This is a genomic window from Paenibacillus sp. FSL W8-0439 (genome assembly GCF_038008995.1).
GTDB classification, from domain to species: domain Bacteria; phylum Bacillota; class Bacilli; order Paenibacillales; family Paenibacillaceae; genus Paenibacillus; species Paenibacillus polymyxa.
Genome location: NZ_JBBPAK010000001.1, coordinates 1,646,231 through 1,659,982, shown reverse-complemented (window position 1 = coordinate 1,659,982; position 13,752 = coordinate 1,646,231). Strand labels below are relative to the sequence as shown.

Annotated in this window: 11 protein-coding genes; 2 read left to right on the top strand and 9 right to left on the bottom strand. The window is 47.2% G+C overall.

Annotated features, from left to right (window positions below; translation table 11 throughout):
- Positions 1-115: 115 nt before the first annotated feature.
- Together MKX36_RS07140 and MKX36_RS07135 are read right to left on the bottom strand one after the other, a co-directional pair.
- Entirely contained in the window at positions 116-499 is a 384-nt protein-coding gene (locus MKX36_RS07140; protein ID WP_025364446.1) for a spore coat protein, read from the bottom strand.
- A gap of 32 nt (positions 500-531) precedes the next feature.
- A complete protein-coding gene (locus tag MKX36_RS07135) occupies positions 532-768 on the bottom strand; it encodes a hypothetical protein (protein ID WP_025364445.1) in 237 nt (78 codons plus the stop codon).
- Positions 769-881: 113 nt separating this feature from the next.
- Between MKX36_RS07135 and MKX36_RS07130 the strand changes: the two genes are divergently transcribed.
- Positions 882-2,120 carry an NAD(P)/FAD-dependent oxidoreductase gene (locus MKX36_RS07130; RefSeq protein WP_340864456.1) on the top strand — a complete coding sequence of 413 codons (1,239 nt, stop codon included), beginning with the start codon at positions 882-884 and terminating at the stop codon, positions 2,118-2,120.
- A 70-nt stretch (positions 2,121-2,190) separates the two neighbouring features.
- Here MKX36_RS07130 and MKX36_RS07125 read toward each other — a convergent pair whose 3' ends face one another.
- The 4 genes from MKX36_RS07125 to MKX36_RS07110 form a co-directional block, all read right to left on the bottom strand.
- Positions 2,191-3,444, bottom strand: coding sequence for an MFS transporter (locus MKX36_RS07125; protein ID WP_340864455.1), 1,254 nt, complete (start codon positions 3,442-3,444; stop codon positions 2,191-2,193).
- A 116-nt stretch (positions 3,445-3,560) separates the two neighbouring features.
- On the bottom strand, positions 3,561-4,268 hold the full coding sequence (locus MKX36_RS07120) for a hypothetical protein (protein ID WP_126666754.1): 708 nt from the start codon (positions 4,266-4,268) through the stop codon (positions 3,561-3,563).
- Positions 4,269-4,323: 55 nt separating this feature from the next.
- Positions 4,324-4,737 (bottom strand): DUF350 domain-containing protein, encoded by a 414-nt coding sequence (locus tag MKX36_RS07115; RefSeq protein WP_014599569.1) that lies wholly within the window; start codon positions 4,735-4,737, stop codon positions 4,324-4,326.
- Positions 4,738-4,789: 52 nt separating this feature from the next.
- The gene (locus tag MKX36_RS07110; protein ID WP_340864454.1) at positions 4,790-7,159 is read right to left on the bottom strand and encodes an endonuclease MutS2; all 2,370 of its coding nucleotides are present in this window, start codon (positions 7,157-7,159) and stop codon (positions 4,790-4,792) included.
- Positions 7,160-7,312: 153 nt separating this feature from the next.
- Here MKX36_RS07110 and MKX36_RS07105 point away from each other — a divergent pair, with 153 nt between their 5' ends.
- The gene (locus MKX36_RS07105) at positions 7,313-7,672 is read left to right on the top strand and encodes a phage holin family protein (RefSeq protein WP_016820537.1); all 360 of its coding nucleotides are present in this window, start codon (positions 7,313-7,315) and stop codon (positions 7,670-7,672) included.
- Positions 7,673-7,821: 149 nt separating this feature from the next.
- On the opposite strand, the gene MKX36_RS07100 is transcribed toward MKX36_RS07105, so the two are convergent.
- The 3 genes from MKX36_RS07100 to pheS all read right to left on the bottom strand — a co-directional run bounded on the left by MKX36_RS07100 (position 7,822) and on the right by pheS (position 13,562).
- Positions 7,822-9,846 (bottom strand): DNA repair protein, encoded by a 2,025-nt coding sequence (locus tag MKX36_RS07100; RefSeq protein WP_340864453.1) that lies wholly within the window; start codon positions 9,844-9,846, stop codon positions 7,822-7,824.
- Positions 9,847-10,054: 208 nt separating this feature from the next.
- Positions 10,055-12,502, bottom strand: coding sequence for a phenylalanine--tRNA ligase subunit beta (pheT, locus tag MKX36_RS07095; protein ID WP_340864452.1), 2,448 nt, complete (start codon positions 12,500-12,502; stop codon positions 10,055-10,057).
- 28 nt (positions 12,503-12,530) lie between these two features.
- Positions 12,531-13,562, bottom strand: coding sequence for a phenylalanine--tRNA ligase subunit alpha (gene pheS / locus MKX36_RS07090; protein WP_016820540.1), 1,032 nt, complete (start codon positions 13,560-13,562; stop codon positions 12,531-12,533).
- Between the last annotated feature and the right edge of the window lie 190 nt (positions 13,563-13,752).

Here is a 13,752-nt window from a genome sequence, read left to right as displayed (position 1 = left end):
TACTATACATCATACAATACGCACTTTAAACCTGCAAAGAAAAACCGTCCGCCCCGGTAAACCCGGCAGACGGACGGCTGTTATGGGAAATTGCTTCAAAAACGGAAAATCCCGTTTACATATAATAAGGGTTACTTTGGTGAGTAGACTGGCCTTGATGCATAGGTTGACCATATACTCCTGCGGATGACGACTTCTGCTGAATGAACTGCTGGCATTCCTGTTGGGTCTTGCGAGCTTCTTGAATCTGTTTGTCCAAATCGATGCGCAAGGCTTTAGACGAGGTGGAGTACATATTGTTCTGACTCATCAGACGATACAAATCACCTTGCAAACGCAATGTATCATTCGTAAGGTCGGTGAACATTTGACGTACAGACGGACAATTGGATTCAGTCGTCGCTGTTGTGTACTCGCGCACTGTACGTTTCATATCAGCAAGAATGGTATAGAGCAAATCTTCTTCGGGCATAAATGACATATTGTTTTGTGAATACATCCTGTCAAACCTCCTTTGTTTGGTAATCCAAATTACTGCTGCGGTTGCATTGGAGCAAGCTGCTGATGCTGTTGAAGAGCATTAAAAAGCACATTCAAGTGGTGCTCATGAGTTTTCGCCAGTTGCAAACAGGCTTGTTGAATAGCAGGCTGCTGAATAGACGCCGCTGTTGCCGCACATTGTTTTAACAGTAGTTCTTCATTGGAAATGGAGTCCACGATGTACTCCAGCTCTTTGCCTGTCAAGGGTTGCATGTTCGTAGATTGCATAGTCTCTGTGCCTCCTTAAATGTTTTGTTGCACGCTGGTTATCTTGTCCGTTTGACGAAATACTATGTACACATAAGAGATACTACATATTACCTGTAAGGAGTGCTATTTATATGGAATTGATAAGCGGGAATACATATTGGCCGAGTACCTTAGAGCAAACGCTGGATTTTCCTCCTTTAGCAGAGGATTTAAATTGTGATGTCCTGATCATCGGGGGCGGGATGGGTGGATCCCTCTGCTCCCGGTTATTGGGAGAACGACAAGTCGACACTGTACTTATTGACAAACGCAAGCTGGTACATGGAAGTTCTTCCGCCAATACTGGGCTGCTGCAATATAGCAATGACAAGACCTTAACCTCTTTTATTAACACGTTTGGTGAGACGAACGGCGTACTATTTTACCGTATGTGCAGGGACGCTCTGGATCAGCTAGATAAACTGGCTGCCACACTGGATACGGACGCTTCCTTTATTCGCCGCAGCAGCCTGTACTACGCAAGTACAGCAGAAGATGTGCAGGTGCTTCTAGAAGAATACAAACAGCTAACCCGTTTTGGATTTCCGGTGGAATACTGGGATGAGCAACAGGTTGCTGCCCGATTTCCTTTTCGAAAACCTGCGGCCTTGTATACGCACGAAGATGCCGAGGTTAATCCATTTTTGTTTGCTCACGGACTACTGCAATCTGCCAGCCGCCTCGGTGTTCGTTTATATGAGCATACAGAAGCTAAGCATTTTGAATTCAACGATAATGAGGTCGTTTGTCATACTAACGGTGGGATTATCCGAGCAAAAAAAGTCATTTTTGCAACAGGTTATGAAACACAAGAGATTAAAACAGATCGCGGAGCCGTTCTAGAAAGCTCTTATGCTATCGCCACCAATCCAATCGGAGATGCTCCCTTATGGCATGAGCAGTGTCTGATCTGGGAAACGGCTCGTCCTTATCTGTATATACGCTCAACACAGGAAGGACGTATTATTATCGGTGGTTTGGATGAGCCTGTACTGGACGCCAAGCAACGTGAAATCAGATTGTTACACCAACAGCACAAGCTGCTGCAAGCACTACAGGAGCATTTTCCCGGTGTCCCATTTCAAATCGATTATGCTTGGGCGGCTGTATTCGGCTCTTCTCACGACGGCTTGCCGTATATTGGTCCACATCCGCGTTTTCCCAACTGCTACTTTTTGGAGGGTTACGGGGGAAATGGGACGGTTACGAGTATGGTGGCCGCACAGCTATTGGCTGATGAACTGACGGGCACACACCGACCTGAAATGGAGCTTTTTTCTCTGACCCGTCCCACCAAACCCTCGCCTGAGACAACAGAACCGATGATTTAAATGTGATACAAAAAGACCTCCTTTTCCTATACCAACGGATTTGGAGGCTCTTTTGTATTGAATTTTTCAATTATTCGGTTTGCTTGTGCAAGCGTCGTGCATGGGAATGAGACTTGCTTTGCTTCGTTTTTTGTTCCATTTTCAGCACACTTCGCATGAAAATCCATCCAATTACTGGCATCAATGCCAGCCCAATCAACAACCAGATCATCGCCGTAGGAGCCTTGCTGATACTTAGGACACCCAAGAAAATGAGTGTTCCTGTCAACCGACCTATCATTAAGCATAGTTCGCGCAGTACAACCAGTTCCACTCTCTGATTAGCATCTCCTTCACTCGTACCCATTAGATCAAAGCTCGCAGAGATCATAGGAATTAAATACAAGGGCATGAATAAAGCAGTGCCAATCCCCATAATCAGCAGCGTGCTATACTCCATACGCCACAATAGCGGTAAAAGCGCGATCACCAACAACACGGCACCCAACAACATACCAGCCGAGCGATAGTGTGGCTTGAGCCATTTTCCGACAGCCCAAAAGCTGAAAAATGAAACCCCCGATGTAATAAGCGAAAACTGTGCTAGCTTCCATTCCTGTTGAGTAACTACATACACGAGCAGCGTAATCAGGAAAGCAAACACTCCCTCACGGATGCCCTGTGTAACAAGTGATAACGACAACGGACGCCACATACTTCCTTTTTGTGACAAACGCTGCTTAGGCTCTTTCCAATTGTAATTTCCTGTCGGTTTACGCTTGCGAAGAAAGAAACTTAGCACCACTCCTACGACATAAAAGGCCAAAGAAATACTGAATATCACGCGATAACCCGCGTCATCCTCCATACGTGCAATAATCCAACCAGAGAGCCAAGGACCCACTATACCGGAAAACGAGCCCAGCAGACCCACCCATCCGTTAAAATGATCACGGCTTGCCTGATCCGTGACTTCGAAAAAGATGACATTAAACGCTAGCCAAAATAAACCTAAGGCTGCCCCCAACAACATTCCGAGCGGCCATATGTAGTTTACAGCCTGCGGTCCTGTATACAACACGATGAGATAAAATAAGCCGGACAATGCGGTTCCCACGCGCAGGGCATTCATTTTGTTATGTTCCTTGACCCACTTTCCAGCTACCCAGACCATAATTCCCAGCGCAATTTGTTGACTGACATTAAACCAGCCGATCATCGCGTAATCCTGCCTGCTTTTCCACAAATACACATTAAGAAATGTGCCGGACAATGCTGCTGCAAACACAAACAATCCATTCAAGCTTAATAGCAGAATGGATTGTCCGTTCAGGTTTGATTTCAATGCAGTTCCCCCTAACGGAAAAATCACCAATCAGCTTATTACGAGTCAGCTTGTTCAAAGATTTCTTTGATTTAACATGCCCGTATTGAGCTTGGACCTATCCGGGGAATTGCCATTTAATTATTGGAAAAACCGCTGAGCTTCTCCAGCATTCGCAGTCGGTCATTCTCTGACAAAGTCTGCTGAACATGGAAGCAGCTAGGACACACATAAACATTCAAGACGAACGGCAAGTCCAGAACAGGTTTGCCGAGCACCGGAGACATCGATGGTTCGAAGCCCTCTCTGGTTACGGTTTGCGAACCCGCATGCAGCATATACTCTCCACATTGGGAACATTCAAGAACCTCATCTTGTCTGTCGAGTAATTGTTCAGCACCTTGCTCATAAGCCATTAGATCCGCACCGCTTTCTTCGAATTTTTGTAAAGTATGCAGCACAGGCAGCTTATGAAGCTCATTATCCTGCAATAACGGTGCATCAGCTGGCTTTTCAGATACGATTTCATCCTCTGCCTCGTATAAAATATCCTGCTCCTCATCATCGCCGAGCTGAATACTTAATGTACGATAACCCTTGAGGTCTTCTTTTCCATGAGCGCCGAGCGCCGGACTTACAGAAACCGCATGATCGTGTGTCGCATCTTCATGCCCATCCGTATGTCTGTGAACAGATGGAGAAACAGACTCAGACTCCTCTTCGTCATCTGCTATGTCTGAGTATCCTTTCAGATCATTATGGCAATAAGGACACTCTTCTTCAGGTCCTAATTCTTCATCCCAAATAATTTCCATGTTACACCATGGACAAATAGTCATTTCCAAGCTTTATCATCCTTCCGTTCCGAAGCGTATACCAAGCTTTAGTATACAGGATGTGTCAAGTTACACTCGCACCAATCACATACGATAACGATATTGAAATAATCATAGAGAACAAGCCGACCGCACGGTTATCTTCTTTAATCTCTTGATCGATAGAAAATACCGGTGTCAGAAATTCAAAAAGAAAGTACGCCGCAAGTAGCAGTAAAAAACCAACGAATGACCAGATCATCGTATCATATACGCTGGATTTAGCCTCCATCGCAAAGCGGAGCACGTTGCAAATACCAAACATTTTCCCACCCGTTGCCATGGCTACCGAAACATTGCCTCGCTTGATCTCTTCCCAGCATTTATAACGGGTTACCAGCTCAAAGCAGGACAAAAATACAATCAACTCCAGCACCGCCACGGAGAAATAACCCAGCATCATCCCCAACGGATGTGATAGCAATTCATCAATCGCCATCTTCACCTCGTCCCTCCCGTTCTACCAAGCGTTCTCGGTCAGCAACCCATATTTATTCCAATTCAGCAACCGTTACACCCGTGCCGCCTTCATTGTAGTTACCGATACGGTAGCTTTTCACATGCTTATGCTTGCGAAGGTACTCCTGAATACCAGTTCTCAGGACCCCCGTACCTTTGCCGTGAATAATGTATACCTGACCCAGATTGGCTAAAAACGCTTCATCCATGAAGCGGTCCACTTCCATCAGCGCTTCCTCCACGTTTGCCCCCCGAAGGTCAAGTTCACTTCGCACGTTATCATCCCGTGTCCGCTTAACGCCAGTCACTGGCTTTTGGACCTTTGGAGTAGTCGTTGGGGCTGGTTGCAGCAGCTCCAGATCATCCAGACTGACCTTCATTTTCATGATACCCAGTTGAACGATAGCTTCCTTGCTGCCAGTTAGTTCAACCACATGGCCTTTTTTATTCAGACTGTGAACTGATACTTCATCGCCAGCCATGATGGAACGAGTACGCGGAGTCGCCGGACGTTTGACTGTACTTTTCTTACGTTGTTTCGGTTCTGCTTCATCCAGTTCTCTACGAGCTGCAATCAGCTTGTGCTCCTTAACCGAGGCTCCCTCTTCCTGAGCCAATTTACGCAAATCCGTAATGATTTTCTCTGCTTCACTACGAGCCTTATCCACGAGAACTCTTGCTTCGTCTTCGGCCTTTTGTAGCATACGGTCCCGTTGTGACTCCAGCTTATCCAGCTCGGTCTGATGACGTGAACGCAATACTTCCATTTCCTTACGCAGTTGCTCTGCTTTTTCCCGTTCTTGCTCAGCGGTCAAACGGTTCTGCTCCAGTGACGCAATCATGTGCTCGACGCGCTGGTCTTCTTCGGTTACCTCACCACGGGCATAGTCTAATATACGTCCTGGTAATCCCAATCGCTCGGCAATAGCAAAAGCGTTACTTCGCCCAGGAACACCAACCAGAAGGCGGTAAGTCGGGCTTAATGTAGCGACATCAAACTCCATACTTGCATTAATAATTCCTTTGCGCTCATAGGCATACGCCTTCAATTCACTATAGTGAGTCGTCGCCACCATGCGGCAACCCAGAGCATGTATATGCTCCAGAATAGATACAGCCAGGGCTGAACCTTCTGCCGGGTCCGTTCCTGCTCCCACTTCGTCAAGCAATACAAGACTTTTGGGTGTCATATTTTTCAAGATGCTAATAATATTGGTCATGTGACTGGAAAATGTACTCAAGTTTTGCTCAATGCTCTGCTCGTCACCAATATCGGCATAGATTGCATCAAACACGCAGAGCTGGCTTTCATCCTCAACAGGCACAAACAGTCCAGACATCGCCATCAAGCTTAGCAGACCTATCGTTTTCAGGGTAACGGTTTTCCCCCCTGTGTTCGGTCCGGTAACGATAATGGAGGTGTACGAATTACCCAGTTCCACATCTATGGGAACGACCTGTTCCAACGGAATTAGAGGGTGTCTACCCTTTTTCAGCTTCAAGTACCCGCGATCATTCATTAAGGGCAGCGTTGCCTTCATTTCACGAGCGAGACGAGCTTTCGCAAAAATAAAATCAAGATTGCCTAAAATATCCACATCATACAGCAACATATCCGCTTGTTCTGCGACAAGTGCGGTCAGCTTTTGTAAAATGACTTCAATTTCACGCTCTTCTCTCAGCTTGGTTTCCCTCAGCTTGTTGTTCATGGCCACGATGGATTCTGGCTCGATAAACAAGGTTGCGCCAGACCCGGATTGATCATGCACAATTCCGCCAAAATAAGAACGGTATTCGGCCTTGACCGGGATGACAAACCGATCTCCACGAATCGTAATCAACTGATCCTGAAGCATTTTGGACACAGTTGAGGAACGAATCATGGAATCCAGCTTTTCACGAATACGCACTTCACCAGAGCGCAGTTCCCGGCGAATTTGTGAAAGCTCTGTACTGGCAGAATCCAGTACCTCTGCATTTTCGTCAATACAGCCTTTAATGGAGTTTTCCAAACTTCTTTGTTCCGAAAGCTGTTCACTCCAATACAGCAATGTTTCAACCGGATTTTCCTCATGCAGACTTGTTACATACACCTGTATACGGCGTGCAGCTTGAACCGTTGTCCGAATACCATGTAACTCCTGCGGACTTAACGTTCCTCCAATACGGGCACGCTTCACCGTAGGAGTGATATCCACCACTCCGTTAAATGAAGGCACTCCTTTCAGCCGATCAGCAGCATAGGCCTCATCCGTACCTTTTAGCAATTTCTTGATATTCTCCAAATCATCGCTGGGCTGTAATCGAAGGGCTGTCTGTTGTCCCGTTGCCGTTTGGGCATAGTGACTTAGTTTATTTAGAATTTTTTGATATTCAAGGGTTTTAAAAATTTTAGAGTCCAACTTCACTGCTCCTTTCACTTATATCTATATTATACCGAAAGCAGCAAACTTACGCTATTTGCCAACTCTTCTTTACACATAAGAAAGCTCTTCATGCCACACACTAACCTTTGTCTAACCCTGTTAATTCAAAAAAACAAAGGAGGTTATTCCGTGAGCATTCTTGGGCACATTGTACGTTTCATCGTTGCCGCTCTGGTTCTGATGGTCGTAAGCTGGATCGTTCCCGGATTTAGTGTAGGCGGCTTTTGGAGTGCGCTGATCCTTGCCATTGTCATTGCCTTGATTGGCTATATCGTCGAGGCGATATTTGGTCGACGCGTTTCTCCATTTGGACGCGGTATCGTTGGTTTTCTAGTGAGCGCTCTGGTTATCTGGGTCGCTCAATATGTCGTGGCCCATGTTAGTGTTTCGATTATGGGCGCATTGCTCGCTGCATTGGTTATCGGGATTATCGATCTGTTCATTCCGGTATCGACACCATTTGAAGCCGGGCGCAAGGAAGGGAAATAATTTCGGCAAACACTTCCAGCATAGCTGTCCCGAAGCAGATTCATCTGCCAAAGGACAGCTTTTGGTCATTTATACTTCTTAGCGATACCATAAACAAACAATCCCCGGCCATGAGCAGCCGGGGATTGCCTTACATTTATAATCCGTATCTACTGATCCTGTTCGATAAGCTCAATCCATTCATTATACTCGGTTTGAAGCTTGGTGTATTCTTCCTTTAGTTGACGTAATTCTGTTGAAATCTTCTCTGCATTTTCTCGGTCTACGTCCTGTTGTACTTGTAGTAAACGAAGCTGATGAGCCGCCATTTCATATTTTTGACCTACTTCATCTAACTCAGACTGCAAGGCCATGCGTTCCTGCTCTATGGACTGCTGTTCTGCCTTTGCGGTGTTGGCAGCTTCAACCGCGGAACGAATCTCCTCCTGAAGCTGTTCTTTTTGTTCAATCGTTACCGCTATTTCCCGTTCCCAAGAAGCAAATTCTTCCTTGCGGGCAGCATCTTCAGCTTCCAAACGTTCCGCTTCAGCCTTCAACTGATCGTATTTAAGCTGCCATTCCACAGAGGCCTTCTCAGCACGTTCCAATTCACTTTGCCGGTCATGATTTTCCTGCTGGAGTTGCTTAATATGTTGCTCCAGCTGTCCAGCTCGGCTCTTCATGCTTCCATATTGCTCCTGAAGCGATTGATACGCCTTCGCACTCTCTTGCTCTCGGACTTGGGCTTTCTCAAGCTCGTCCTGAACACGAATCAGCTCAGGCGACAGCTCCTTGATTTTCGCTTCAAGTTGAACCAGCCGTTGCTGTTGTGAAGCATATTTATCATTAGCAGCCTCAACCTCAGCCACAGTCTGCTGTAGTTGTTCCTCTGTCGCTTCCTTCTGTTCACGCGCTTCCAGCAGGGAAAGCTCCAACTCATCGGCTGCCAACTGACGTTCTTCTGCAAGCTTCTTCCATGACTTCTCACTTTCAGCCAGCGTAGCCAGCTCGCTTTGCAGCTTGCGAGAAGATACATGAGCTTGCTCCAGCAGCTTCTGCATCCGGCGCTGCTCTTCCTCCAGCTTAGCCGCCTGCTGCTGCGTAGCCTTGGCTTCATTCACCAACTGATCATATCTGCTTTGCAGTTCTTCACGCGCAAGCGTGTTTGCCTGCTCCCGCTCTGTTGCCGCCTGTTGCTGTGCTTGCAGCTGAGCCTCCAGCTCGGACTGTTGTTGCTCCAATGCTGCAGCTTGCTCTTGAGCCTTCTCCAGACGAGAAGAAAGCTCTGCATTTCCTGCTTGTACTTGTTCTAATTGCTTCTGAAGCTCCTCCATGCGAATCTCCTGCTCCAGTGCAGCTTCTTCAGCACGTTTCTGCGCTTCCTCATACTGAAGCTTTTCCTCATTTAGAGCCAATTCAGCCTGTTTACGTTCCTGCTCCAACTGCTCATTCAGCCCGGAGCACTTGATCTGCCATTCGCTTATCTTCTGGTTATGCTCTTGCTGCAAAGTAGATCGCAAATTGTCCAGCTCTATACGTTTTCGCTCCTGATGAGCCTTTTCCGCAGCGGAAAGCTTAGCTTCAGCCTGTTTAGCCGCTTCGGCTATTTCCTTCTTCAACTGCTCTTCTGTCTGCCGGACACGCGCATTTGCAGCCTCTTGCTGCTCTTTCAGCTTACGAGAAGCTTCTTGACGAGATTCCTCCAATTCACGCTTAGCTTGTTTTTGTGCATTTTCAAGTTCAGCCGCTTTTTTCTCCTGCTGTTCAAGCTTTGCCCTTAGTTCGGCAATTTCCTTGGCTGATGTAGATTCGGTCTCCACCAGTTTCTTCTGCGTCGTTTCTTTTTCTTCCCTCAATTGAACAAGGGCTTGGTGCATATCTGTATTTTTCTGCTGTTGTTCCCCTAGAGCCGTCTGGAGTTGGGCCAGATCTCCCCGGAGCTCCGCCCGTTCCGCTGCCAAGCGGTTCATATGGCTCTGAATCTCCTGAATTTGTACAGCTTCTTCAGCCATATGAACCGCAGCCAGCACGGCAATTCGGGGCATATCCAGACGCGAATGTGCTTGAGAAATGCTGTGCATACGTTCATCTACGTAATTAGCAACCTGCTTCATATAATCGCTATTACTGCCGACAAGTTTATAAGAAGTACCGTAGATCTCTACAGTGACGCGAGTACGATCTGGTGTAGTCACAATTATGCCCTCCTTCAATACTACTGTATGTTGATTCTAAGGTGTGTCCGGTACTAGGGTAACCCGCCTTCCGTGAAGCGTTCAACCTTATTAGTCCGGCTTCCCCGCAGCGGGTGAATATCAGAGTAGAGAGCTTCTATGATGATAGGCCAAAAAGCCGTATCGAACCTCTGTCACTAAGATTCGATACGGCTTCCCGCATTTCCTGCTACTTTCTCAATTCCGCTCCAAAAGTTTGTTCTAGAGACGTAACGACAGGAGAATGCGCCGCATTAATCTCTTCATCCGTCAACGTATGCTCCCAATGACGATAGGTCAGGGAAATAGCCACGCTCTTCTTGTCTTCACCAAGCTTGCTGCCTGTAAATACATCAAACACCCGTGCATCCTGCAACAGTTCTCCGCCTGCAGCGTGAATAACACGAAGCAGTTCACCTGCCTCAACGTCTTTATTCACCACGAGGGCAATGTCACGTTCCACGGACGGGAAGCGAGCCAGCTCTCTGAACTGAATATGGGAGTTTGCGTGCTCAACGAGCTGTTGCAACGCGATTTCAGCTACATACGTATCGTTCAGCCCATAGGAATGTTGCAGTTCAGGATGAATCTGCCCAACTGTACCGATCCGTTGGGAGTTTCCGTTCACATCCAGCCATACCGAAGCGGAACGTCCTGGGTGGTAGCTTTGCGGCTGGTCAGCCACATAGCGAATGCTGGCACTTAGTCCAAAATAGTCGAACACTGTTTCAAGCGCACCTTTAATATCAAAGAAGTCAACCTTTTCGGCTCCGATGTTCCATTGTTTTTCACGGCGCACTCCAGTCAGCAGCAGACTCAGCACTTGAATTTCCTGCGGCTGGCGGGTTAATGTTTGCTCTTCTGTATAAAATACAGTTCCCATCTCAAAAATCGCCAGATTATCTTGCTTCCGATTCATGTTGTACACCGCTGTATCCAGCATTTGCGGAATGATGCTTGTACGCAATACACTACGGTCTTCGCTCATAGGCATAGCCAAACGTACCGGATGGCTGCCTTCTGTCAGAGCATTAAATAAAGCTGTGCTTTGCGGATGCACAAAAGAGTAACTGATCGTTTCCTGCCAGCCACCATGAGCCAGCAATCTGCGCAAGGAACGACGCAGGGACTGCGATGCCGTCAAAGCTCCTGGAGTTGTCGGTCCCTCAATAGGCGTGGTTGGGATATTGTCATAGCCATACAGACGTGCCACTTCTTCGATTAAGTCCACATCAATGGTAATATCTCCACGACGTGTAGGTACTTCAACTTCCAGCACCCCTTGTTCTGCATCGCCACATCCAAAATGAAGTCTACCAAGAATCGTCTTCACCTCAAGCAGGGACAGTTCGGTTCCCAAATATCGGTTTATTTTATCTAGCGACAGCTTGATAATGTGGTTTTTAGCTTTTGCAGAAGCAGACTCTACGATGCCCTGGTGTACAGTGCCCCCTGCATAACGCTGAATCAGCGCAGCTGCACGATTTACAGCAGGTATAACAGCTCCTGGATCAACCTCTTTTTCAAAACGCAGACTTGCTTCCGAACGCAGTCCCAGTTGGCGGGATGTTTTACGAACGGTACCGCCGTCAAACTTCGCAGATTCCAACGCAATGCTAACCGTCGCATCCGTAACCTCAGAATTGGCTCCACCCATCACGCCTGCCAATGCAATCGGCTTTACACCGTCTGTGATCAACAGCATATGTGGTTCCAGCTTACGCTCCTGATTGTCAAGTGTAATCAAAGTTTCGCCTGTACGAGCAAGTCGCACCTCAATATTTCCATTTTCCAGCTTATCCGCATCAAAAGCATGCAACGGCTGACCATATTCCAGCATAACGTAGTTCGTAATATCTACGATATTGTTTATCGGACGAACACCTGCCGCCATCAGACGGTTTTGAATCCATAACGGTGAAGGGCCCACTTTAACACCTGTGATATAACGCGCTGCATAGTGTGTGCACAGTTCAGGAGTATCTACCTTAACGGACAAGTGATCTGCCGCAGCATCGCTAATTTCCACCAGATCCTTAGCAGGGTCAGCGAGCGAAATGTCACGTCCTAGAATGGCACTTACTTCATATGCAGCTCCATGCATGCTCAGGCAATCCGAGCGGTTGGGTGTCAAATCAAAATCCAGCACCTGATCATCCAGGGCAAGCAGCTTCGTAATTGGCGTACCAATTTCAGCATCCTCTGGCAGCACCAAAATGCCTTCCTGCAATTCTTTTGGCAATAGCTTATCATTCATGCCCAGTTCTTTGGCCGAGCAGATCATGCCCATGGACACAACACCACGCAGCTTGGCCTTTTTAATATGAAAATCTCCTGGTAGCTTGGCACCTACAACTGCAACAGGAACCTTTTGACCTGCATCCACGTTCTTGGCACCACACACAATTTGCAGGTCTTCTCCCTGACCCGCATCGACAATACACACATTCAGCTTATCCGCATCCGGGTGCTTTTCCTTGCTTTTGACATAGCCTACAACGACGCCAGTAATTCCTTGGTTACGATGTTCAACTTCATCAATTTCAATGCCCGAACGGGTGATTTTTTCTGCTAGCTCCTCCGCACTCACTTGATCCAGTGATACATACTCGGACAGCCACTCGAATGATACTTTCATATGGGTTCACTTCCCTTGATATAGTTGTTTATTGACGCGCAAACTGCTTCAAGAACGACAGATCGCTGTTATAAAAATGGCGAATATCGTCAATGCCGTATTTCAAAATGGCTATCCGTTCTACACCCATACCGAATGCAAAGCCACTGTACACCTCGGGATCAAAACCACCCATTTCCAGCACTTTCGGATGCACCATACCACAGCCCAAAATTTCAATCCACACGCGCTCGCCGTTTTTCTTCACAAAAGTCACGTCTACTTCAGCACTTGGCTCGGTGAACGGAAAGAAGCTTGGGCGCAAGCGGATTTCGGTCGATTCCCCGAACATTTCGCGTGCAAATTGCAGCAAGGTTCCTTTCAAATCACTCATACGAATGTCTTTTCCAATCACAAGGCCTTCAATTTGGTGGAATTGGAAGGAATGCGTTGCATCGTCATCATCACGTCGGAATACCGTACCCGGACAAATCACCTTAATAGGCGTTTCGCCCTTCATCGCCTCCATCGCGCGAATCTGAACTGGTGACGTATGAGTACGCATCAACAGATCCTCGGTCAGGTAAAATGAATCCTGCATATCACGTGCCGGGTGGTTTTTAGGCAGATTCAATGCTTCGAAGTTATAATAATCGGTCTCTGCCTGTGGTCCCTCAGCCACTCGATATCCCATACCTGTAAAAATATCCTCGATTTGCTCGATCACTTTGTTAAGTGGGTGGAGCCCGCCTTGCGGCATTGCGCGTCCAGGCAACGTAACGTCGATTTTTTCTGCTTGCAGGCGCTCATTCGTTTCTGCTTTCGTGAACTCGTCCTGCTTACGGTTAACGACCTCTTCAATCGCCTCACGCACCTCATTGGCTACCTGGCCAACAACTGGACGCTCTTCCGCACTCAGCTTGCCCATACCGCGCAAAATTTCGGTCAGTGCACCCTTTTTACCCGAATATTTAACTCGTAGATCAGCCAGCTCCTTGGGTGTTTCCACCTTCTCCAATACTTCCAGTGCTTCTTCCTTCAAGGCCAGCAAATGTTCCTTCATTTGGATGGTTTCGCTCATCGCCTGTTCAGTCCCCTTTCTTCATATCCAGCTTTTCAGACAACAAAAAAAGGTCTTTTCTCCCGAAAAGGGACGAAAAGACCGTGGTACCACCCTCGTTAGACAATGAAGTTCAGCTACCCGATGCGTTGCCTTGTGGCAATCAGTACGGGGGTTCATTCATGCTATGCATCATCATCTCGCTCTGCAC

What these genes read in the sequence shown, in the direction of transcription:
- MKX36_RS07115 (WP_014599569.1), bottom strand. Translation starts at nt 4,737, where the DNA reads ATGGCGATTGATGAATTGCTATCACATCCGTTGGGGATGATGCTGGGT.
- MKX36_RS07130 (WP_340864456.1), top strand. Translation starts at nt 882, where the DNA reads ATGGAATTGATAAGCGGGAATACATATTGGCCGAGTACCTTAGAGCAA.
- pheT (WP_340864452.1), bottom strand. Translation starts at nt 12,502, where the DNA reads ATGAAAGTATCATTCGAGTGGCTGTCCGAGTATGTATCACTGGATCAA.
- pheS (WP_016820540.1), bottom strand. Translation starts at nt 13,562, where the DNA reads ATGAGCGAAACCATCCAAATGAAGGAACATTTGCTGGCCTTGAAGGAA.
- MKX36_RS07135 (WP_025364445.1), bottom strand. Translation starts at nt 768, where the DNA reads ATGCAATCTACGAACATGCAACCCTTGACAGGCAAAGAGCTGGAGTAC.
- MKX36_RS07140 (WP_025364446.1), bottom strand. Translation starts at nt 499, where the DNA reads ATGTATTCACAAAACAATATGTCATTTATGCCCGAAGAAGATTTGCTC.